This window comes from Gammaproteobacteria bacterium, from assembly GCA_015709695.1.
Taxonomy (GTDB): Bacteria; Pseudomonadota; Gammaproteobacteria; order Steroidobacterales.
The window spans coordinates 1,530,029-1,552,429 of the sequence record CP054183.1; the positions used below are offsets into that span (position 1 = coordinate 1,530,029).

The 22,401-nt window shown below is 70.1% G+C and carries 16 protein-coding genes; 7 read left to right on the forward strand and 9 right to left on the reverse strand.

The window, feature by feature from the left end; all coding sequences use genetic code 11:
- Positions 1 to 30 precede the first annotated feature (30 nt).
- Positions 31 to 1,929, forward strand: a complete 1,899-nt coding sequence (locus HRU81_07265; protein QOJ31906.1) for an Ig-like domain-containing protein — start codon at positions 31 to 33, stop codon at positions 1,927 to 1,929.
- A 17-nt stretch (positions 1,930 to 1,946) separates the two neighbouring features.
- On the opposite strand, the gene HRU81_07270 is transcribed toward HRU81_07265, so the two are convergent.
- A complete protein-coding gene (locus HRU81_07270) occupies positions 1,947 to 4,097 on the reverse strand; it encodes an EAL domain-containing protein (protein ID QOJ31907.1) in 2,151 nt (716 codons plus the stop codon).
- Between the two features lie 195 nt (positions 4,098 to 4,292).
- On the opposite strand from HRU81_07270, the gene nadA reads away from it, so the two are divergent.
- Together nadA and nadB are read left to right on the forward strand one after the other, a co-directional pair.
- Positions 4,293 to 5,330 carry a quinolinate synthase NadA gene (gene nadA / locus HRU81_07275; protein QOJ31908.1) on the forward strand — a complete coding sequence of 346 codons (1,038 nt, stop codon included), beginning with the start codon at positions 4,293 to 4,295 and terminating at the stop codon, positions 5,328 to 5,330.
- A gap of 23 nt (positions 5,331 to 5,353) precedes the next feature.
- On the forward strand, positions 5,354 to 6,949 hold the full coding sequence (nadB, locus tag HRU81_07280; GenBank protein ID QOJ31909.1) for an L-aspartate oxidase: 1,596 nt from the start codon (positions 5,354 to 5,356) through the stop codon (positions 6,947 to 6,949).
- A gap of 1,352 nt (positions 6,950 to 8,301) precedes the next feature.
- Here nadB and HRU81_07285 read toward each other — a convergent pair.
- On the reverse strand, positions 8,302 to 9,492 hold the full coding sequence (locus HRU81_07285; GenBank protein ID QOJ31910.1) for an alpha-hydroxy-acid oxidizing protein: 1,191 nt from the start codon (positions 9,490 to 9,492) through the stop codon (positions 8,302 to 8,304).
- Positions 9,493 to 9,628: 136 nt separating this feature from the next.
- Between HRU81_07285 and aceE the strand changes: the two genes are divergently transcribed.
- A complete protein-coding gene (gene aceE, locus HRU81_07290) occupies positions 9,629 to 12,316 on the forward strand; it encodes a pyruvate dehydrogenase (acetyl-transferring), homodimeric type (protein QOJ31911.1) in 2,688 nt (895 codons plus the stop codon).
- Here aceE and HRU81_07295 read toward each other — a convergent pair.
- From HRU81_07295 to HRU81_07320, 6 genes are all read right to left on the reverse strand, one after another.
- Positions 12,301 to 13,128 carry a VPLPA-CTERM sorting domain-containing protein gene (locus HRU81_07295; GenBank protein ID QOJ31912.1) on the reverse strand — a complete coding sequence of 276 codons (828 nt, stop codon included), beginning with the start codon at positions 13,126 to 13,128 and terminating at the stop codon, positions 12,301 to 12,303. The genes aceE and HRU81_07295 overlap by 16 nt on opposite strands.
- 303 nt (positions 13,129 to 13,431) lie before the next feature.
- Entirely contained in the window at positions 13,432 to 14,121 is a 690-nt protein-coding gene (locus tag HRU81_07300) for a VPLPA-CTERM sorting domain-containing protein (protein ID QOJ31913.1), read from the reverse strand.
- A 160-nt stretch (positions 14,122 to 14,281) separates the two neighbouring features.
- Complete coding sequence (locus HRU81_07305) at positions 14,282 to 14,989, reverse strand: VPLPA-CTERM sorting domain-containing protein (GenBank protein QOJ31914.1); 708 nt, start codon at positions 14,987 to 14,989, stop codon at positions 14,282 to 14,284.
- A gap of 133 nt (positions 14,990 to 15,122) precedes the next feature.
- Entirely contained in the window at positions 15,123 to 15,746 is a 624-nt protein-coding gene (locus tag HRU81_07310) for an LUD domain-containing protein (protein QOJ31915.1), read from the reverse strand.
- A complete protein-coding gene (locus tag HRU81_07315) occupies positions 15,743 to 17,188 on the reverse strand; it encodes a lactate utilization protein (protein QOJ31916.1) in 1,446 nt (481 codons plus the stop codon). The genes HRU81_07310 and HRU81_07315 overlap by 4 nt, the downstream gene beginning before the upstream one ends.
- Complete coding sequence (locus tag HRU81_07320; GenBank protein ID QOJ31917.1) at positions 17,169 to 17,948, reverse strand: (Fe-S)-binding protein; 780 nt, start codon at positions 17,946 to 17,948, stop codon at positions 17,169 to 17,171. Before HRU81_07320 ends, HRU81_07315 begins: the two co-directional genes overlap by 20 nt.
- Positions 17,949 to 18,065: 117 nt before the next feature.
- Here HRU81_07320 and HRU81_07325 point away from each other — a divergent pair, with 117 nt between their 5' ends.
- Positions 18,066 to 18,923 carry an arylamine N-acetyltransferase gene (locus tag HRU81_07325; protein QOJ31918.1) on the forward strand — a complete coding sequence of 286 codons (858 nt, stop codon included), beginning with the start codon at positions 18,066 to 18,068 and terminating at the stop codon, positions 18,921 to 18,923.
- Positions 18,924 to 18,965: 42 nt separating this feature from the next.
- Here HRU81_07325 and arsC read toward each other — a convergent pair whose 3' ends face one another.
- Positions 18,966 to 19,328 (reverse strand): arsenate reductase (glutaredoxin), encoded by a 363-nt coding sequence (gene arsC / locus HRU81_07330; protein QOJ31919.1) that lies wholly within the window; start codon positions 19,326 to 19,328, stop codon positions 18,966 to 18,968.
- 65 nt (positions 19,329 to 19,393) lie between these two features.
- Here arsC and HRU81_07335 point away from each other — a divergent pair, with 65 nt between their 5' ends.
- Together HRU81_07335 and scpA are read left to right on the forward strand one after the other, a co-directional pair.
- A complete protein-coding gene (locus tag HRU81_07335; GenBank protein ID QOJ33331.1) occupies positions 19,394 to 20,248 on the forward strand; it encodes a CoA ester lyase in 855 nt (284 codons plus the stop codon).
- Positions 20,245 to 22,398 carry a methylmalonyl-CoA mutase gene (gene scpA, locus HRU81_07340; protein ID QOJ31920.1) on the forward strand — a complete coding sequence of 718 codons (2,154 nt, stop codon included), beginning with the start codon at positions 20,245 to 20,247 and terminating at the stop codon, positions 22,396 to 22,398. Before HRU81_07335 ends, scpA begins: the two co-directional genes overlap by 4 nt.
- The last annotated feature ends 3 nt before the right edge of the window (positions 22,399 to 22,401 follow it).

Here is a 22,401-nt window from a genome sequence, read left to right on the forward strand (position 1 = left end):
ACCATGCCAGGCACCAGGGGGACAGGCGCCATGGGGAAGTTTGCCGTCATTTTCTCGGTCGCAGGCCTGATGCTCGCTGCAAGCAGCGTACCGGCCGCCAACGGGCATGCCGACCAGGTCACCAGTCCGGTCAGCGGGGCGATGGCGCCCGTGACCAACACCTGCTTTGCCGTCATCGACGGCTTCAACCTCGGTGACTGCAGCTACGCCGGCACGCGCTACCCCGGCAAGACCAGCGGCGGCACCGGCAACGGCGCGGCAACCGTGGCTGGCAGCTGGATCGGGCCCACCTACGCTGCCGGCTTCTACGCCGCCGGCAGCGCGGCGGATCCCTTCGCTCCCGCGGGCGCCAACGCCGCGCTGGCCTACCGGCCATCGGTGGGCGACAACAAGTACCCCATCCCGCTCCTCGGCAGCGTCACCATCGACGACCAGGGCACGGCCAGCCCGGCCGACGACACCATCGCCGCCACCTGGACCTTCGGGCAGGCCGTCCACCACACCCAGGTGCAGCAGAACGATTACGCCATCGAGACCTGGGACAGCTTCACCCATGTCATGGCCGCGACCGCGGTCAACCCTACCGCCACGGTGGCCAACGCCAACGGCGGCTTCGATTACGTCATTGGCAGCCGCGGCAAGCCCACGCCGGTGGTCGGCGGCTTTCCCCACGGCCCGCTGCCCGGCGACGGCACCCTGAATCCCGACCCGTTCCCCTCGGAAAGTGCCGAGGCGGACATCGCCAACCCGACGGGCCCGCGCTGGGTGACCACCGGCTCGACGGACATCGCCAGCGTCTCGCAGCGTGTAGGCATCGAGCGCTCCGCGGGCTTCGGCAACATCAGCGGCAACCCCTACCCGGGCACGGCCACGCTGCAGCCCAACGTCGGTGGCCAGACCACCGGCAGCTTCACCAACTACCACTGCACCGACGACACCGGCGACAACGACTGCTCGACCAGCGAGTACATCTTCGGCTCGCAGAGCGAGGGTGGCGGCAGCACCAGCCCGCCGGGCTTCGAGAACCTGATCCTGCTGCTCGCCACCGATGCCGCCGGCAAGGTCACCGAAGCCCGCGCCTACTGGACCCGCGAGTACATGATCAGGGGCTTCGGCAGCCGTATCGGCAACGATCCGGCCAACCCGAACCAGTGGGTGACCAACAACTCCTGGAACGGCGGCCGCTTCGATTTCCGCGGCTGCTCGCTGCCGGCCACCGTAGCCGATACCGCCACCGTGGTCGAAGGCACGGCGAATGCCGTCATCCAGGTGCTGGGCAACGACACCCTCGGCTGCGCGGAGCCGAACGTCGTGCAACTCGTCAGCGGTCCGGCACACGGCTCGGCCACGGTCTCTGCAGACGGGCGATCGATCCTCTATTCCCCCAGCACCAGCGAGCCCGCGCCCAATGTCTACTACGACGGCCCGGATTCACTGACCTACAAGCTGGTCGACGGCCTCGGCAACGAATCCTCACCGGCCACGGTCAGCATCACCGTGACCCGCAAGCTGCCCGTCGCCGGCACCCTGAACGGCAGCTCCAGCGGCGGTAGCCCGGCCATCGTCACCGCCCTGACGGCCGGATCGCTCGGCAGCGGCAGTCTCGCCCAGCACGACCTCGATGCCGGCGCCGGCACGCTCGGCAGCTGCACCGTGTCCGGTTCCGGAGGTGTCGACGGCGACCAGCTGACCTTCACGCCAACGCCCGGTGCCGGCAACGGCACCGGTGGCTGCAGCTACACCATCACCGACCTCGATGGCGACACCGCGACCGCGCAGTTCATCGTCGACGTCCGCGGCAACGCTGGCAGCGCTGGCGGCAGCAAGGGCCCGCAGCTGCCCTCGGGCGGCAGCAGCCTCGACTGGCTGGTCCTGGGGGCGCTGCTGGCCGGTACGCCGCTGCTGGCCCGCCGGCGGCACCGGGCCTGACGGCGCGGCCTGCCGCCTCAGCGGACGGCGGGCGCGTCGCGCGTCGCGCGACGGATGGTGTCGTCGAGGCTGGCGATCCTGTCGGCCAGCAGCTCGGTGGTGCCGACGAAGAAGCCCTGCGCGTAGCTGATGTTGAGCCGACGCAGCAGGTCCAGCGAGGCCTGGTCCTGGACGAACTCGGCGACGGTTTCCAGCTGCATCACCCGCGCCACCTCGGCGATCGCGGCGACCACAGACTGGGAAACCACGTTGGTGGTGACGTCGCGGACGAAGCTGCCGTCGATCTTCAGTGTGTCCACCGGGAACAGCTTGAGGTAGGCGAACGAGCTCAGGCCGGTACCGAAGTCGTCCAGCGAGAAGTGGCAGCCCAGGTTGCGCATGGCGTGCATGAAGGCCTGGGCCTGCTGCATGCGTGCCACGGCCACGGATTCGGTGATCTCGAAGGCGATGATGCCGGGGTCGACGTTCCTGGAACGCACCTCGTTCTCGACGAAGCGCAGGAACTGCTCGCTGCCCAGGCTCTGCCCGGACAGGTTGATGGCGAACCGCGCGCTGTTGCCGACCAGGTGCCGGCCCTTCTGCGTCAGCAGCCGCAGCGTCGTCGACACCACCCAGCGGTCGAGCTCTTCCATGAGCTGGTAGCGCTCGGCCGCGGACATGAACTCGCCGGGGGGCACGTGCTGGCCGGCATCGTCGACGATGCGCACCAGCACCTCGTTGTAGTCGGCAACCCGCCCGGGCTTCAGCGCCACCAGCGGCTGGGCCACCAGCACCAGCCGGTTGTTCTCGATGGCATTGCGCACGTAGCCGACCAGCTGGATGTCATCGAAGCGCTGCACGATGCTGGCATCGGCCGACTGGTAAACCTCGGTGCGGCCGCGGCCGCGGTCCTTGGCGGCCTGCAGCGCAATGCGCGCGGCACCCATCTCGCCCCCCGCCTCGGCGCCCTCCTCCAGCGCACCCACGCCGATGCTGACCGAAGGGCGATGGGTCTGGTCGCCGCGCTCGAAGCAGCGTCCGGCGAAGCGCGCGCAGATACGCTCGCCCAGCCGGCGGGCCTCGTCGAGGCTGGTATGGCGCAGCAGGACGGCAAACTGGTCGCCGGTCACCCGCGTCATCGGCCGGCCAGGCAGCAGCTCGCGCAACACCGAGGCGAGATGCACCAGCACCTCGTCGCCGGTCTCGCTGCCGAAGGTCTCGTTGAAGACGTGCAGCCGGTCGACGTCCAGCGCCAGCACCATGCTCTCGTGATCGGACAGCGCCGCGGCCAGCTCGCGCTGGAACACCGGCCACGCCAGCAGGCCGGTGAGGCCGTCGTAGGTCCGGTCGAGCAGTGCCTCGACATGCGAGCCGACATAGCGGGCGATGCGCGCCAGCCGCCGCTCGCTGAAACGCGAGGACCGCCAGCCGGCGAACGCCAGCATGCCCTGGACCGGCTGGCCGCGCGTGCGTATCGCGGTCCACAGCAGCGAGTCGCTTTGTTCCACACCCTGGGCCCCGGAGATCGAATCTCCGGCCGCGGCCATCAGCCCGGTACAGGCGGTGCGCGCCCCGGCCAGGTCGACCCCGGCGCCCTCGGCCATTGCAATGCCCTTGTCGGGGATGACCAGCCAGACACCGGCCACATCGAGGTGCGCGCAGCACAGCGCCAGGATCCCCGACATGGCTGTCTCGCAGGGCTGCGAAGGATCGTGCAGCAGCGTCTCCACCTTGTGCAGCAACCGCTCCTCGGCTGCCTGCACCTGCAGCTTGCGCTGGCTGTCCAGCAGCCTGTAGCGCAGCGACAGCTCGCGCTGCAGGCTGCGCAGCGCCGGCGCCAGCAGGTCGAGCACGAACCGGCTGGACATGCCGGCGGCGTCGCGGTCCAGCAGCACGCTGAGCGCACCGAGCACCCGGCCGTCCTCGCCATGCAGCAGCGCCATGTGGACGATGCAAGCACCGAGCTTCAGGCGCGTGCCCTCCGCCGACGGCGGGCCACCCTTCAACAGTTGCGACAGCAGCTCACGGTAGGGCTCGGACACCGGCGGCACGCCATCGGGCGGTGCCTCGCTCCAGAACACACGCCCCTGCACATCGTGGCAGACGAAGCCCTGGACCTGTGGCAGCAGAGCCTTGAGGAACGCGGCGTAGTCGCGCAACACGGCATCCTTGTCTGCGGGCTCGGCCATGGGTGCTCGAAGGGTCTCCGGGGCTCGGGACATAATGCCCGGCCAGGGTCCGGCGGGCCGTGACCGCCCTCCCAGTTCGCCGCGCCATGGCGTCGCGTTGACCGCCCCCCCGGCTGCGACTAGGATGGCTGCCCACCGGCGCCGCCGGTTCATGTTCAAGGAGTTCCGCGCCCGGCCGGGCGCACTTGGGCGATCATGAGCACAGACGTACAGCCCGGGGCCGGATCGCTGCCGTTCACGGCCGAAGTCGAGCGCGCCACCAGCGCCATCTACGAGCGGGTCCGCGGGGTCATCCCCGAGGTCGAGTGGCCGGTCCACGCGCCGCTCATCGCCGCCATCAACGACCTCAAGCGCCAGCGCAATGCCGTGATCCTGGCGCACAACTACCAGACGCCGGAGATCTTCTACGGCGTGGCGGACTACCGCGGCGACTCCCTGGGGCTCGCCCAGGAAGGCGCGCGTGTCGATGCGGATGTCATCGTCCTCTGCGGCGTGCGCTTCATGGCCGAGACCGCCAAGATCCTCAGCCCGGAGAAGACCGTGCTGCTGCCGGACTTCGAGGCCGGCTGCTCGCTGGCCGCTTCCATCACCGCTGCCGATGTCCGTCGCCTCAAGGCGCGGTACCCCGGCGTGCCGGTGGTCTGCTACGTCAATGCCTATGCCGATGTCCGGGCCGAGTCCGATGTCTGCTGCACCTCCGCCAACGCGGTGAAGGTCGTCGAATCGCTGGGCACGGACCGCGTCATCTTCATCCCCGACGGCTATCTTGGCCGGTACGTGGCCAGCAAGACCGACGTCGAGGTGATCCTCTGGGAAGGCGCCTGCGAGGTGCACGAGCGCTTCACGCCGGAAGAGATCCGCGAGTACCGCCGCCAGCAGCCCGGCGTGCACGTCATGGCACATCCCGAATGCCCGCCGGAGGTGCTGCGCGAGGCGGACTTCGTCGGCTCGACCTCGGGCATGATCCGCCACATCGCCGAGGAGAAGCCGCGGCAGGTGGTGCTCATCACCGAGTGCTCCATGAGCGACAACGTCGCCGTGGAGTTCCCCGAGGTGGACTTCGTGCGGCCCTGCAACCTCTGCCCGCACATGAAGCGCATCACGCTGCCGAACATCCTGCGCAGCCTGCAGACCCTCACCCCGGCGATCGATGTCGATGCCGAGGTGGCGCGTCGCGCCCGGCGTTCCATGGAGCGCATGCTGGCCGTCGGGCGCAGCCCGGTGGCGGCCTGAGCACCGCCCCTGCCGCCACGCAGGTGACCCGCGGATCCTTCGACGTCCTGGTGATCGGCGCCGGCCTCGGCGGCATGTCGGTCGCCCTGCGCCTCGCCTCGGCGCAATGCCGGGTGGCGCTCATGGCCAAGAAGGGCCTCGGCGAAAGCTCCAGCAGCCAGGCCCAGGGCGGCATCGCCGCGGCGATCGCCGCCGATGATTCGCCTGCCCTGCACGTCGCCGATACCCTGGTGGCCGGTGCCGGCCTCTGTCATCGTGACGCCGTCGAGTGGGTTGCCTCCCGCGGAGCCGACTGCGTGCGCTGGCTCGAGGCCCAGGGCGTGCGCTTCACCGCCAATGGCGATGCCGGTGGCCTGCACCTGACCCGCGAGGGTGGTCATTCGCGCCGGCGGGTGGTCCACGCAGCGGATGCCTCGGGACGCGCCATCGTCGACGCCCTCTCCGCCAGGGTGCTGGCCAACCCACACATCACCCTGCTCGGTGGCGAAATTGCAGTGGACCTGATCACCACCGCGAAGCTCGGCGCCGGCGGCGACAACCGCTGCCTGGGTGCCTATGCGCTGGACCGGGCGAGCGGGCACGTGGTGACCCACCCGGCGCGCGCCGTGGTGCTGGCCACCGGCGGCGCCTCCAAGACCTACCTCTACACCAGCAACCCCGACACCTCCACGGGAGATGGCATCGCCATGGCCTGGCGCGCCGGCTGCCGGGTCGCCAACCTGGAATTCGTGCAGTTCCACCCCACCTGCCTCTTCCATCCGCAGGCGAAGTCCTTCCTGATCTCCGAAGCGGTGCGTGGCGAGGGTGGCCGGTTGCTGCTGCCCGACGGGCGCCGCTTCATGCTGGACCACGATCCGCGGGGCGAACTGGCTTCGCGCGACATCGTCGCCCGCGCCATCGACCACGAGATGAAGCGCGGCGGCTTCGAATGTGTCTGGCTCGATATCAGCCACAAGCCGGCCGGGGAAATCCTCGCGCAGTTCCCCAACATCGCTGCCCGCTGCCGCGAGTACGGCATCGACATCACCCGCCAGCCGATCCCGGTGGTGCCTGCGGCCCACTACACCTGCGGCGGGGTCATGACCGACCTGCACGGCGCCACGGACCTGCCCGGCCTCTACGCCGTCGGCGAATGCAGCTTTACCGGCCTGCACGGCGCCAACCGCCTGGCGAGCAACTCGCTGCTGGAATGCGCGGTGTTCGGCGCGGCGGCGGCCGAGCACATCGCCGACCGGCTCCCGGGGTTCGCGCCGTTGCCCGGGCGCCTGCCTGCCTGGGACGAGAGCCGGGTCACCGACCCGGACGAGCAGGTCGTCGTCTCGCACAACTGGGACGAGCTGCGCCGTTTCATGTGGGACTATGTCGGCATCGTGCGCACCAACAAGCGCCTGGAGCGGGCCCGCCACCGGGTGAACCTGCTGCAGGAGGAGATCGCCGAGTTCTACGGCAATTTCCGCATCACCAACGACCTGGTGGAACTGCGCAACCTGGCGCTGGTGGCGGAGCTGACCATCCGCAGCGCCCTCTCCCGCCACGAGAGCCGCGGCCTGCACTTCAACCGCGACTACCCGCGGACGCTGCCCGACACCGAGGCACGCGACACCATACTGACTCCGTAGGGCTGGCGCCGCATGGCGCCGCGGGCGACCCCGAGCCCGGTTCACCGCGTGGGCTGCGCCGCATGGCACCGCAGGCGCCCTTGCGGCGGATACCCCCGAAGTCGCTCCACGTGATTCGCTTGGTTCGGGGGTATCCGCCTCCGGGCGCTGAAGCGTCCCCGCGAAGCCAGGAATCTGGCTCCCTGCATCGCCACCACGCCGAACTGCCCGGTGGCCGGCTCCCCGCATCGCCACCACGCCGAACTGCCCGGAGGCCGGGGTCTCCGAACCAAGCGAATAACGTGGAGCGACTTCGGAGACCCCGGCCGCAAGGGCAGCCGCAACATCAATGTCTTCAGAAGCAGCCCACCACGTCACGCCGGCACCGCAGTGCCACCAGCCCGGTGCGCCGCGTGGGCTGCGGGACATGGCGCCGCGGGCGCCCTTGCGGCGGATACCCCCGAAGTCGCTCCACGTGATTCGCTTTGTTCGGGGGTATCCGCCTCCGGGCGCTGAAGCGCCCCCGCGAGGCCAGGACTACGACTCCCTGCATCGTCACCGCGCCGAACTGCCCGGAGGCCGGCTCCCTGCATCGCCACCACGCCGAACTGCCCGGAGGCCGGGGTCTCCGAACCAAGCGAATAACGTGGAGCGACTTCGGAGACCCCGGCCGCAAGGGCAGCCGCAACATCAATGTCTTCAGAAGCAGCCCACCACGTCACGCCGGCACCGCAGTGCCACCAGCCCGGTGCGCCGCGTGGGCTGCGGGACATGGCGCCGCGGGCGCCCTTGCGGCGGATACCCCCGAAGTCGCTCCACGTGATTCGCTTTGTTCGGGGGTATCCGCCTCCGGGCGCTGAAGCGCCCCCGCGAGGCCAGGACTACGACTCCCTGCATCGTCACCGCGCCGAACTGCCCGGAGGCCGGCTCCCTGCATCGCCACCACGCCGAACTGCCCGGAGGCCGGGGTCTCCGAACCAAGCGAATAACGTGGAGCGACTTCGGAGACCCCGGCCGCAAGGGCAGCCGCAACATCAATGTCTTCAGAAGCAGCCCACCACGTCACGCCGGCACCGCAGTGCCACCAGCCCGGTGCGCCGCGTAAGCTGCGCCGCACGGCGCCGCGGGCGCCCTTGCGGCGGATACCCCCGAAGTCGCTCCACGTGATTCGCTTTGTTCGGGGGTATCCGCCTCCGGGCGCTGAAGCGCCCCCGCGAGGCCAGGACTACGACTCCCTGCATCGTCACCGCGCCGAACTGCCCGGAGGCCGGGGTCTCCGAACCAAGCGAATAACGTGGAGCGACTTCGGAGACCCCGGCCGCAAGGGCAGCCGCAACGTGTGAACCCCCCGGGCAGCCACACTGCGCGAGGTTTCAGCCGGCTATCTCGAGATGCGAACGCTTGATCGCCGCCAGCGACGTAGTGCCCGCGAACTGCATGATGCGCTTCAGCTCCTCGCGCAGGATCGCGAGCACGCGGCTCACCCCTTCCTCCCCGTAGGCTCCCAGTCCCCAGAGATACGGCCGCCCGATGCAGATCGCCGACGCCCCGAGTGCCAGCGCCTTGAAGACATCGGTGCCGCGCCGGAAGCCGCCATCCACCAGCACCGGAATCCGCCCCGCAGCCGCCTCCACCACCTCCGGCAGGCTCGCCAGCGTGGAGCGCAGGCTTTCCTCCTGGCGGCCACCGTGATTCGAAACGATGAGGCCATCCACGCCGCGCTCCACGGCCATCACGGTGTCTTCGCGCGTGACGATACCCTTCAGCACCAGCTTCATCGACATGTGCGCGCGCAGCCAGTCGATGATGCGCCAGTCGAGCGCCACGTCACCGACGCGGGGACGGCCGTCGTAGCCGGCGAAGTTGCCCAGCGGCAGCGCGGGCGGGCGGCCACCGTCCGGAGCGGCGCCCGCCCGGGCCCACCAGGCCTCGCCCTCGCGGTTGCCGCGGGTATTGGAGTCCACCGTCAGCACCAGCACGCGGCAACCGGCCGCCTCGGCATCCCGCAGCAGCTTCTCCATGAGGTGCTGGTCGGGCGAGGCGTAGAGCTGGAACCAGAGCGGGCCGGCCTCGCGGGCGATGGCGCCGACGCTGTGGTTGCTGACGGTCGAGGCGATCATCAGCTGGCCGGCGGCCCGGGCAGCGCGGGCCGTGGCCAGTTCCCCGTCGGCATGGATCGACTGCTGGTTGCCCACGGGCGCGAGGATCACCGGGCAGGACAGGTCTGCGCCCAGCACGCGCACGGCGGTATCGATATGGCTGACGTCGACCAGCCGGCGCACGCGGATGGCCCAGGCATCGAAGGCGTCGCGATTGGCCTGCAGCGTCTTGCCGTCGTCGGCGCCATTGACGATGTAGTGGATCACCGGCAGCGGCAATTTCTGCCGCGCGACCCGCTCGATCTGGAAAACGTCGAGTGCCTCGGCGGCGCTGGCCGGCACGGCGAGTTCCGGCCGCGCCCGGGCGGTCGTCGCCAGGCCCGTGGCGGCCCAGAGCAGCGGTGACTCGAGGATGAAGCGCAGCAACGCACGTCGCGACGCCAGTTGCAGGTCTTCGCAGGGCATGTCGGCCTCCCTCCCGGTCAGGCCACGATAGGCGGTAGCGACCGCGGCGGGAAGCGGCAAGTTGCCGCGAAAACCAGCTATGCTGGCCTGCGGATGCAGCCCCGGCCCGGTGGCCGGGCGACAAGGAGCGAGGGGCATGGCCACGCGGCAGAGGGACATCGTCAGCCAGGACCTGGAGCTCGGCGAGTGGCTGGAAGCCATGGAGTCGCTGCTGCAGGCCGATGGCCCCGACCGGGCCAAGCATATCTTCCGCGCGCTGCGCGATTACCTCAGTGACGAGCACGTCATCGTCGAGGATGCCACGCTCAACACGCCTTACCGCAACACCATCCCGCTGGCCCGGCAGCCGGCCTATCCCGGTGATATCGCCATCGAGGAGCGCATCGAGAACATCCTGCGCTGGAACGCCATGGCGATGGTGCTGCAGGGCTACGACAGCGGCACCGGGGTCGGCGGCCACATCGGCACCTACGCCTCGGCGGCGACCATGCTGGAGGTCGGGCTGCACCACTTCTTCCGCAACCGCGGCCCGGACTACGGCGGCGACCTGGTGACCATCCAGGCGCATGCCGCACCCGGCATCTACGCCCGCGCCTTCCTCGAGGGCCGGCTCAGCCTGGAACAGCTGCAGCACTTCCGCCGCGAGCTGCATGCCGGCGGCGGCCTCTCCTCCTACCCGCACCCGCGCAACATGCCCGGGTTCTGGCAGGCGCCCTGCGCCTCCATGGGCCTTTCGACCCCGAGCGGCATCTACCAGGCGCGATTCGCCAAGTACCTGGAGAACCGCGGGCTGAAGCCGGCCAACGGCGGCAAGGTATGGGTATTCGTCGGCGACGGCGAGGCCGACGAGCCCGAAGTCCTCGGCACCATCAACATCGCCGCGCGCGAACGCCTCGACAACCTGGTGCTGGTGGTGAACTGCAACCTGCAGCGGCTCGATGGCCCGGTGCGCGGCAACGGCAAGATCATCCAGGAGCTGGAGCGCAGCTTCCGCGGTGCCGGCTGGAACGTCATCAAGGTGATCTGGAGCGGCGAATGGGACCCGCTGTTCGCCATCGACGACGACGGCGTACTGCAGGAACGCATGGAGCGGGCCGTGGACGGCGATTACCAGATGTACTCCGTCTCCAGCGGCCAGGAGGTGCGCGAGCACTGGGTCGAGGACAACCCGCGCCTGGCGCAGATCATGGCGGTCCTGTCCGACGAGGAGATCCGCTGCATCCGCCGCGGCGGCCACGACCAGCGCAAGATCCACGCGGCCTTCCACCACGCGGTCCAGCACAGGGACCGGCCCACCGCCATCCTCATCAAGACCATCAAGGGCTACGGCATGCAGGGCTACGAGGGCTCCAATGTCGTGCACCAGAAGAAGAACCTCGCCACCGAGGAACGCATCCACACCGCCCGCCGCCTCGGCATCCCGCTGACTGACGAGGCCGCGGCCCGCGCCGAGTTCTACCGGCCGCCGGAGAACAGCCCTGAAATGCGCTACCTTCGCGAGCGGCGCGCCGCCCTCGGCGGCCCCTGGCCGCAGCGCCTGGTGCAGTGCCCGTCACTGCAGGCCCCGGCGCTCGAGTTCTTCGAGGAACACCTGGCGGGCTCCGGTGACCGGCCGCTGTCGACCACCATGGCCTTCGTGCGCATGCTCGGCAAGCTCATCGGCCATGCCGATCTCGGCCGCTACATCGTGCCCATCGTGCCGGACGAGGCGCGCACCTTCGGCATGGAGGCGCTGTTCCGCCGCTCGGGCATCTACTCCTCCGAGGGCCAGAAGTACCGCCCGGTGGACAGCAGCACGCTCAGCCCCTACCGCGAGGCGACGGATGGCCAGATCCTCCAGGAAGGCATCTGCGAGGCCGGCGCCATGGCCTCCTTCCTGGCAGCGGGCACCGCCTATGCCCTGCACGGCGTGCCGACCATCCCGTTCTACGTGTTCTACTCGATCTTCGGCTTCCAGCGTGTCGGCGACATGATCTGGAGCGCCGGCGACATGCTCTGCCGCGGCTTCCTGCTGGGCGGCACCTCGGGGCGCACCACGCTGAATGGCGAGGGGCCGCAGCACCAGGACGGGCATTCGCAGGTGGTCGCCAACACCATACCCAGCATCCGCAGCTACGATCCGGCGTTCGCCGGCGAGCTCGCGATCATCGTCCGCGACGGCATCGAGCGCATGTACGGGCGCCAGGAAGACCTCATCTACTACATCACGATCTACAACCAGAACTACGCCATGCCGCCGGTACCGGCGGCGGCGGCCGACGGCATCGTGCGCGGCATGTACTGCTTCCGCCGCTCCGGCCTCGGCGTCACCCGCGGCCGCAAGGCACAGCTGTTCGGCAGCGGTGCCATCATGACCGAGGTGCTGGAGGCGGCCGGCCTGCTGGAAGCGGCCGGCATCGCCGCGGACGTGTGGAGCGTCACCAGCTACAACGAGCTGAGCCGCGAGGCGCTGCGCGTGGAACGGGAGCAGCGGCTGGGCCACGAGGGCAAGCCCTGGGTCCAGGGCCTGCTCGAGAACGAGGAAGGCGTGTTCGTGGCGGCGAGCGATCACATGAAGGCCCTGCCGCTCTCCATTGCCCGCTGGGTCCCGGGCCCCTACACCGTGCTCGGCACCGACGGCTATGGCCTCAGCGAGTCACGGGAGGCGCTGCGACGGCACTTCGAGGTCAACGCCGCATACATCGCCCACGCGGCAGCAGCGGCCCTCGCCGGGCGACGGGCCGTGACGCGGCGGGAGCTGAAGGAACTGGCGTCGCGCTGGGGCATCGAGCCGGACAAGCCCGATGCCTCGCTGGTCGGGCCGGCGGGCTACGGCCGGCGCTGACGGCACATCACCACCAGGGAGCCCAGGGCGGACAACAGCAGCCAGCCGCCCGCGGGCAGCGGCACGACGGCGGGCGCGACGCTGAAAGTGATGCTCCGGATCTTGTAGGCCTCGCACTCGTTGCCGGCCTTGATGTTGCGGTTGACGCAGGCGCGGTCGTGGTGGTTGCCGCTCAGGAACAGCACGTTGCCGGTGCCGGCCAGGTCATGCGTCAGCGGACCATAGCCCGACAGCGCGGCACTGAGTTGCTCGGCGCCCAGGCCGGCGATGGAGCCGAGGCTATCGAAACCATGCAGGGCCAGATCCGGCACGCCGCCCGGCAGGTCGCCCACACGGTAGAGGATGTCGCGGTCGTTGGGATCGCTGCCGGGACCATCCCAGGCATCGACGGTCAGGCCGAGGAAGTTCACCCGCTGGCTGAAGACCAGCACCAGCAGGTCATCGCGGCCGGCGGTATCGACTTCGTGCTCGTTGTCATCGCAGCCGGCAAAGGCGCGACCCTCGCTGCGGTTGCAGATGCCGAGCCCGTTGCCCCAGCCGTGGATCTCGGCCGTCTGGAAGGCGTAGTAGCCCGGGCTCGCCGGCAGCGCCGCCCCGGTTTCAGCCCAGGCGCTGGCGGTGACGTCGACGCCACCGGCGCTGAATGCCAGGCTGTTGCCATAGCCGCCGCTGCCGCCGGCACCGGCGAAATCGATGCTCACGGCCGCTGCCGTGGCGCTGGCGAGCAGCAATGCGGTCGCGGCGGCCAGGCGGAGGGCCCGGCAGGCGGAAAGCCGGATGGAATGCGTCGTGTCGGCAGTCGTGCTGCGCATCGGTGCGAAATCCCGGGAAGACGTGGTGCGGGGCGGTCTCGGGCCGGGTGGCCAGGCCATGGCACCCGCGCTTTGCTTGTTGCGCGCAAGACTAGGGCCTTGTCCTGGGGTGAGCCACAGGAAGTTGCCATAACACCCTGATATGCACTCAGGAATGAGACCTGGCACCCGTTTGGGGACAGGGACCGCGGCTGGTGACGGTGGGCCAGCCCGGACCGAAGCTGGACCCACAAAATGACAGGGCCCGCCTTCGAGGCGGGCCCTGCAGGGAGAAACGCTACCCGGAGGTGGCGGCGGCCGGCGTCAGCCGATCAGCTGGCGGCGGCGGGCCATGCCGAGCAGGCCGAGGCCCGAACCCAGCAGCCAGACCGCGGCGGGTACCGGCACCACGGTCTCCGTCACCAGCGTGAACTTCTTCTGGATCCAGGCCAGCTGGCCGGCGCCCGCATTGGCGCGCAGCGTGTCCTGGATGGTGACGCGCATGTCGTTGGCCGCCTGCACGAAGTTGGCGGCGGTCAGCAGCGTGCCGCTGAGGTTGGCGATCTGCGGGCCGCCCGAATCACCGGCGATCGGCAGGCTCCAGAGGTTGCTGAGGCTGTCGGACGAGACGAGGTTGCTGCGCGCCTGCATGTAGAGGGTGGCGCGTACATCGCCGCCGTTGACGATCTCGTAGTCGAACTCCTCGTTCACCGTCAGCGAGGCGATCTCCTGCCCGCCCGGTGTCCAGACGCGGCTGAAGACGAAGTTCGCCGGGCCGGCCGTGACGAAACCGGCGCCGTTGGACAGCGCGAGGAAGCTCGCGGGGGTGAACTGCATGTCGTCGCCGACGCGGGTCGGCAGGCCGGTGAGGGCCACGGCGGCCTGCGCGTTGTCGTATTCGTAGCAGACGATCGCCGTGACCGGACAATCGGTCACCAGCGCCGCATTGGCGGATGCTGCCGTGCCGAACGCAGCGGCTGCCGTCACCACCGCAAGGAGTTGCCTGATGTTCACGATATGGTCCCCGCCTGCCGTGTCGTGTTGTGTCTTTATGTTCTTGCCGGGTCGGTGCTGGTCAAGGCGCAGCACCGTCGGCCCTCGGGTGGAAGATATGCGTATTGTCCGGTCTTGTAAACGCCCGCCGCCTGCGCTCAGGACTGTCCCGGGACCGGCCTTAACATAAGGCCGGATCCGCCCGCCGCGAACGCCGCCGCAGCGCGCCCAGGACAGCGATACCCGACCCCAGCAACCATGCCGCCGCCGGCACCGGCACCACCGTCGTGCCCGGCAGCCACTGCGCCTCCATGGTGAACTTCTTCTGGATCAGCGCGTACTGGCCGGGAGCCGTGGTGTTGGCCGTCAGCGTGTTGGCAATGGCGACCTTCAGATCATTGGCCAGTCCGACGAAGGCCGCTTGCGGCCAGACCGACGCCGTGGTGCCCCAGAGGTCGGGACCACCCGAGTCGGTGGAAGCGGAGAACATCGACGAGGTGCTGGTGGTGTCGGTGCCGAGCACGTTGCTGTCGACGGTCAGGCCCAGCAGCGCGCTCACGGATCCGTTGCCGATGATCTCGTAATCGCCGCTCTCCTCCACCGACACGCCGAGGATCTCGACGCCACTCACGGTGTAGACGCGGTCGAAGACGAAGGTCGCGGAATGCGAGTCGAGCCCGGCGCCGTCTTCGGACAGCGCATAGAAATTCGCCGGCAGGAACTGCATTTCGTTGCCGACGCGAAACGGCGTGCCGAACCACGCGACCGCTGCCTGGGTTTCGTCGTACTGGTAGCAGATGTCCGGCCCGCAGGTGGTGGTCATCGCCCCCGAAACCAGCGGGGCAAGCGACAACGCCGTCAGCAGGAAGGCACGATGGAAAAACTTCATATGGATAACCGCATTTATTGTGTCTTTATGCGTTGGCGTCCCAGCCCGCCCGCATGCTCCCCAGCGCGGTGCTGCAGGGCCAAGTTATTCCGCTGCGTCGAAAAAAGCAACGAGTCGCGGTGCAGAACCCCCGTCATTGGACATAAGGTGAAGCGATCAGGATCACGTGCACGCGCAGCGGTCCGTGGGCACCCAGGCGGCTGGGCACACCGAGATCGGCGGTGCGCGATGGGCCGCGGATCAGGTGCACGGAGCGCGGCAGCCGGCGGCGCCGCAGCAGCGGCCAGAGCGCGTCCAGGCCGTCGAGCAGCTGGCCGGACTCGACGATGACGATATGCGTGGCGGCGAGGAAGGCATCGCCCGCCGCCTGCCGCGGACCGGAAGCCAGCACCACCACCCCCTCCTCCGCGAGCGCCGCCAGGCAGCCCGTCACCAGGACGCCGCCATCGCCGGCCAGCCCATCGTCGTGGCAGGCGAGCTCCCCGGACCCGCGCAGCTCGGCAGCTGCCGGCGACTCGCCGACCTGGATCCGCAACGGCAGGAACTGCCCCGCCAGGTAGGCAGCGACGGCCCCGGGCACTGCCGCAGGCGTTGCCACCACGGCGTGCGTGGCCGAGGCGGACTGCAGGCTGGCGGCGAACCGCGCGAGCCGCGTGGCCCACGCCCCGGCCACCGGCTCCGCCGACGCGGCCGATGGCCGGTCCGGTGCCGCCGTCGCCCGCGACAGCCTCGCCAGGATGTCCTCCCGGGCGCTCACTCGCCCCGCTCCCGCAGCCGCCGGCGGCGCCAGCGCTCCTGGAAGGTCTCCCCGTCCGGTGCGGGCAGGTCGCGCCAGGCGAACCAGCCGCGGCCGAGGGGCCCGAGGCCCCGCAGCCGCCGCCGGGGGCCGGTGGGTACCGACAGCAGCCGCAGCAGCCGGGCCAGCAACGCCAGCGTCCAGCCGTACATCCAGGGATGCGCGGCGAGTTGCCGCCAGACCCGCAGCCCACGCCGTTCCCACGCGGAGCCGATGCGTGCCGACCGCGCCTGCGTGCGCCAGTGGCGCAGGATGTCGGGGATCGGGATCGCCACCGGGCAGACTTCCTCGCAGCGGCCGCAGAGTGTGGAAGCACCGGGCAGCCCAGCCGGGGCGGCGGTGCCGGCCAGCGCCGGTGCGAGTGCCGCGCCGATGGGACCGGAGTACACCGAACCGTAGGCGTGCCCACCGACCGTCGTGTAGACCGGGCAGTGATTCAGGCAGGCGGAACAGCGGATGCAGCGCAGGAGCGGCTGCTGCGGGGTACCCAGCAGCGCGCTGCGCCCGTTGTCCACCAGCACCACATGGAAGGCGCGCGGCCCGGAGGCATCGCCATCCTGGCGCGGCCCCTGCACCAGCGTCGTGTAGGCGCTGAGCTGTTCGCCGATCGCCGAGCGCGCCAGCAGCCGCAGCAGCACGCCCAGGTCATCGAGCGTCGGCACGACCTTCTCGATGCCGGTCACCACGATGTGGGTGGCCGGCAGCGTCATGGCGAGGTCGGCGTTGCCCTCGTTGGTGACGATCACCGCCGAGCCGGTTTCCGCGACCAGGAAGTTGGCGCCCGTGATGCCGACATCGGCGCCGAGGAATACCGACCGCAGCTCGCTGCGCGCCTCGGCCAGCATGTCCTGTGCCTCGCGCAGCGGCCCGGCGCGCGCGCGCCGGTGGTGGTGCTCGAACGTGGCGGCCACCTCGGCCAGGCCGAGGTGCAGCGCCGGCGCCAGGATGTGGCTCGGCCGCTCGCCGCGCAGCTGGATGATGTACTCGCCGAGATCGGTCTCCGTGACGCGCAGCCCCTGGCGTTGCAGGCTGTCGTTGAGCGCGATCTCCTCGGTCACCATCGACTTGCTCTTGATGACATGACGGGCACCGGCTTCGGCACAGATGCCGCCGACGATCCGGCAGGCCTCCTCGGCGTCGCGCGCCCAGTGCACGCTGCCACCGGCGGCCGTGACCTGCGATTCGAAGGCAAGGAGCTGCGCGCCGAGGCTGCCGATCGCGGCATCACGGATGTCGCGTGCCCGGGCCCGCAGCTGCGGATAGTCGGGCAGCTCCGCCAGCGCCGCGGCGCGCAGCCCGGGCATGGCCGCGCGCAGGCCCGCCAGCGAGCGCTGCAGTGCCGGCCGGCGCAGGGCGGCGCCCGCCTGCGCGGCAAAATCGTGGCTATCCACTCGTGGAATCATCCGCGCGCGGCGCACGGTTGCCCGGCACCTGACCGGCCAGCGCCTCGGCGACATGCACGGCGCGCACCGACAGCCCGCGCCGCTGCAGGCGGCCCTCGAGGTGCAGCAGGCAGCCGAGGTCGCCGCCGACGAGGTAGTCCGCGCCGGTGGCCACCACGGCATCGAGCTTGCGGTCGGCGATGTTCGCGGAGACCGCTGGATACTTCACGCAGAACAGGCCGCCGAAGCCGCAGCACTCGGCGGCCTCGGTCGCGGGGAGTTCGCGCAGCTCCAGTCCCGGGATCCGCGACAGCAGCGCCCGCGGCTGGTCACGGATGCCGAGCTGGCGCAGGCCGGAGCAGGCATCGTGCCAGGTCACCGAGGCGTCCCAGCGCGGCAGGTCGTCCCGCAACGGCGCATGGCGCTCGAGGAAATCGCAAAGCTCGAACGTGCGTGCGGCCAGCTCCAGCGCAGCCACCTGCTCGGCCGAGCCGGCCGGGAACAGCCGCGGAACCTCGCGCAGGGTGGCGACGCAGGATCCCGACGGCGCCACGACGAAGTCGAAGCCCCGGAAGGCAGCCATCATGCGGCGCGCCAGCGCCGCGCAGCCCTCGCTGTCACCGCCGTTGAGCAAGGGCTGGCCGCAGCAGGTCTGCAGCGGCACGCTGACCTCGAACCCCGCGCGCCCGAGCAGGCCGACCGCAGCCTCGGCCACCGATGGCCGCATCGCATCCACGAGGCAGGTGACGAACAGCGCGACAGTGCGGGCGGGAGGCGTCATGGTGCGGCTATCCTAAAGTATCGTGGGAGGATCGCGGGCGTCGGCACCGGGCTTTCACCGTTGACGGATTTCGGCTGTCTTGCGCAAGATGGGGGCCGGTCACCTCCAGGCCCTCCCATGGCACCACAGCATCCGGACACGTTGCAGCTGCCGGACCTCACGGCATTCGACCTGGACGCCTACCTGGCCCGCATCGGCTACCAGGGCGAATGCCCGCCGACTCTGGCCACCCTGCGCGAGATCCAGTGGCGGCACATCAGCACGATCCCGTTCGAGAACCTTTCCTGTCTGGCCGATGAACCGGTGGCACTGGACCTCGCGGCGCTGCAGGCCAAGATGATCCACGGCCCCCGCGGCGGCTACTGCTTCGAACACAACATCCTGTTCGCGGCAGCGCTGCAGCGCCTGGGCTTCGTGGTCACCGGGCTGGCGGCCCGCGTGCTGTGGAAGGCGCCGGCGGACAGCACGGGCCCGCGTACCCACATGCTGCTCAAGGTCGATCTGCCCGAGGGCACGTATATCGCCGACACCGGCTTCGGCGGCGCCTCGCTGCCGGGCCCGCTGGAACTCGCCACGGGTCATGCCCAGGCAACGCCGATCGAGCCCTATCGCCTGCTGGCAAAGGCCGATCTCTTCCGGCTCGAAGTGGAGATGCGCGGGGAATGGCAGCCGGTCTACAGCTTCGACCTGCAGCCGCAGCAGTTCGTCGACTACGAGGTCGCCAGCTGGTTCGTCTCGGCGCACCCGACCTCGCGCTTCAGGCAGGTGCTGATGGTGGCGCGCCCGGCAGGCCGGCGCCGCCAGTCCCTCTTCAATGCCGAACTCAAGCTGCACGACCCCGATGCCCGCAGCGAGCGCCGGCAGTTCGGCAGCGTGGCCGAACTGCGCCAGGTCCTGGCGGAGCTGTTCGGCATCGAGGCGCCGGCCGGCGCGAAGCTCGACGCGGCGCTGGAGCGGATCCTGACTGGCGCCTGAGCGGCCGCTGTTCCCGGCGCCGGTCGCCACCGCTGCCGGCGGTCAGCCGCGTGCGGATGGCAGCAGCCGGCGAACGTTCTCCGGCGGACGACCGATGACGGCAGCCGCCTCTCCCACCACGATCGGCCGCTCGATCAGGATGGGATGAGCGGCCATCGCCTCCAGCCACTCCGCATCGCCGAGGTCGCGCCCGGCATAGCGTTCGCGGAACACGGCCTCGCCCCTGCGCACCAGCTCGGCCGGCCGGATGCCGAGCTTGCCGACGATGTGCGCGAGCTCGGCCGCATCGGGCGGCGTCTTCAGGTACTCGACCACGCGGAGCGCCACGCCGCTGGCGCGCAGGATCTCCAGCGTCGCCCGGCTCTTGCTGCAGGCGGGATTGTGATAGATCGTTAGCATGGACACAGGATACCGGTAACGTCGGGACCATGAACACCAGCACCATCCGCCCCCGCCGCTCGGCGCTCTACATGCCCGGCTCGAATGCCCGGGCGATGGACAAGGCGCGCGGCCTCGATGCCGACGTGCTCATCCTGGATCTAGAGGATGCCGTCGCCCCGCAGGCCAAGGCCGGAGCACGCGCGCAGGTCGCCGCGGCGCTGGCCGCGGGTGGCTACGACCGGCACGAGACCGTGGTGCGCATCAATGGCCTGGATACGCCCTGGGGTGCCGATGACCTGGCGGCCGTGGCCACCATGCAGGCCGACGCCGTGCTGCTGCCGAAGGTCGAGGATGGCCCGCAGCTGCGCGCGAGCATCCATCGCCTCGACCAGGCCGGTGGCGGGCACCTGCCTGTCTGGGTCATGGCCGAACTGCCGCAGGCCGTGCTGGCCGCGGACGCCATCGCCAGCCTGGCCCCGCGCGTGGCCGTGATCGTCATGGGCACGGCCGACCTCGGCCGGGCGCTGCGCCTGCCGGCTGACCCGACGCGGCTCGGCCTGCTGCCCGCGCTCGGCCAGTGCCTGCTGGCGGCCCGGGCCCGGGGTCTTGATATACTGGACGGCATCTTCACGGACCTCCGTGACGAGCCGGGATTCCGGGCGGCCTGCCGGCAGGGGAAGGCCCTCGGATTCGACGGCAAGACGCTGATTCATCCCTCCCAGGTTGCCACCGCCAACGAGACCTTCGGCGTGTCGGAGGCCGAGGCGGCGGCCGCGGCCCGGGTCGTGGCGGCCTGGGAGGCGGCGGATGCGGCGGGCCTGGGGATCGCCGTGCTGGACGGGCGCATGGTGGAGCGGCTGCACGCCGAGGAGGCGCGCCGCCAGATCGCCTTGCGCCAGCACTGCAGCGCCATGGCCCGGCAACAGGACAGGAACAGGGAATGACAGGCTTTCCGAAACGCACCCTCGCCGACTGGGAGCGGCTGGCCGCGAAGGAAAACAGCGGCAAGCCCGCCGGGGAACTCACCTGGAAGACCCCCGAAGGCATAGCCGTCAAGGCCTTGTACACGGCGACCGACCTGGCCGGCCTCGAACACCTCGACTCGCTGCCAGGCCTGCCGCCCTACACCCGCGGCCCGCGCGCCACCATGTACGCGGTGCGGCCCTGGACAGTGCGCCAGTACGCCGGCTTCTCCACGGCGGAGGAATCCAACGCCTTCTACCGCCGCAACCTCGCCGCCGGGCAGACCGGCCTCTCGGTGGCCTTCGACCTGCCCACCCATCGCGGCTACGACTCCGACCACCCGCGGGTGGTGGGTGACGTCGGCAAGGCGGGTGTGGCGATCGATTCGGTCGAGGACATGAAGATCCTCTTCGACGGCATTCCGCTCGACCGCATGTCCGTCTCCATGACCATGAACGGCGCCGTGCTGCCGGTCATGGCCATGTACATCGTCGCCGCCGAGGAGCAGGGCGTGAAGCAGGCCGGCCTTTCCGGCACCCTGCAGAACGACATCCTCAAGGAGTTCATGGTCCGCAACACTTATATATATCCGCCCGGACCCTCCATGCGCATCGTCGCCGACATCATCGGCTACACCGCCCGGCACATGCCGAAGTTCAACTCCATCTCCATCTCCGGCTACCACATGCAGGAGGCCGGCGCGACCTGCGTGCAGGAACTCGGCTTCACCATCGCCGACGGCATCGAGTACGTGCGGGCCGCCATCGGCAGCGGGCTGAAGGTCGACGAGTTCGCGCCGCGGCTGTCGTTCTTCTTCGGCATCGGCATGAACTTCTTCATGGAGGTCGCCAAGCTGCGCGCCGCCAGGCTGGTGTGGGCGCAGCTGATGCAGGAGCTGTTCCAGCCCGCCGACCCGCGCTCGCTGATGCTGCGCACCCACTGCCAGACCTCGGGCGTCAGCCTCACCAGCCGCGACCCGTACAACAACGTCATCCGCACCACCATCGAGGCACTGGCCGCGGTGCTGGGCGGCACGCAGTCGCTGCACACCAATTCCTTCGACGAGGCGCTGGCGCTGCCGACGCCCTTCTCCGCCCACATCGCCCGCAACACCCAGCTGGTGATCCAGGAAGAAACCGCCGTCACCCGCGTGGTCGACCCGCTGGCCGGCTCCTACTACGTCGAGAGCCTGACCGCCTCGCTGGCGCGCGAGGCACGCGCGCTCATCGACGAGGTCGAGAAGCTCGGCGGCATGACCCGTGCGGTGGAATCCGGCATGCCGAAGCTGCGCATCGAGCAGTCGGCCGCGCTGCGCCAGGCGCGCATCGACCGTGGCGAGGAAGTCATCGTCGGCGTCAACGCCTACCAGCGCGAGGACGAACCGGAGATCGAGATCCTCGCCATCGACAACAGCGCGGTGCGCGAGGCACAGCTGCGGCGCCTGCAGCAGGTGCGCGGCACGCGCGATGCCGGCGCCTGCCGCGCCGCGCTGGAGGCGCTGGCGCAGGCGGCGGCATCCGGCACCGGCAACCTGCTGGAGCTGGCAGTGGCCGCCGCGCGGGCGCGGGCCACCGTCGGCGAGATCTCCGATGCACTGGAAAAGGTCTACGGGAGGCATCGCGCCGTGGTGCAATCCATCAGTGGTGTGTACGGCTCGGCCTACGAGGGCGACGCCGGTTTCGCCGCCATCAGGCAGGATGTCGAGCGCTTCGCCGCCGAGGAAGGCCGGCGCCCGCGCCTGCTGGTCCTCAAGCTCGGCCAGGACGGGCACGACCGCGGCGCCAAGGTCATCGCCACCGCGTTTGCCGACCTCGGCTTCGACGTCGACGTCGGCCCGCTGTTCCAGACACCCGAGGAAGGCGCGCGCCACGCCATCGAGAACGACGTCCACGTGGTCGGCGTCTCCTCGCAGGCTGCGGGCCACCGCACGCTGGTGCCGCAGCTCATCGAGGCGCTGCGCCGCGAGGGCGCGGGTGACATCGTCGTGGTCTGCGGCGGCGTCATTCCGCCGCAGGACCATGCCTTCCTCAGGGAGGCGGGGGTGGCGGCGATCTTCGGACCCGGGACCAACATCCCGCAGTCCGCCGCCGAAGTGCTGAAGCTGGTGCGCCAGCGGCGCCTGGCGGCCTAGGAC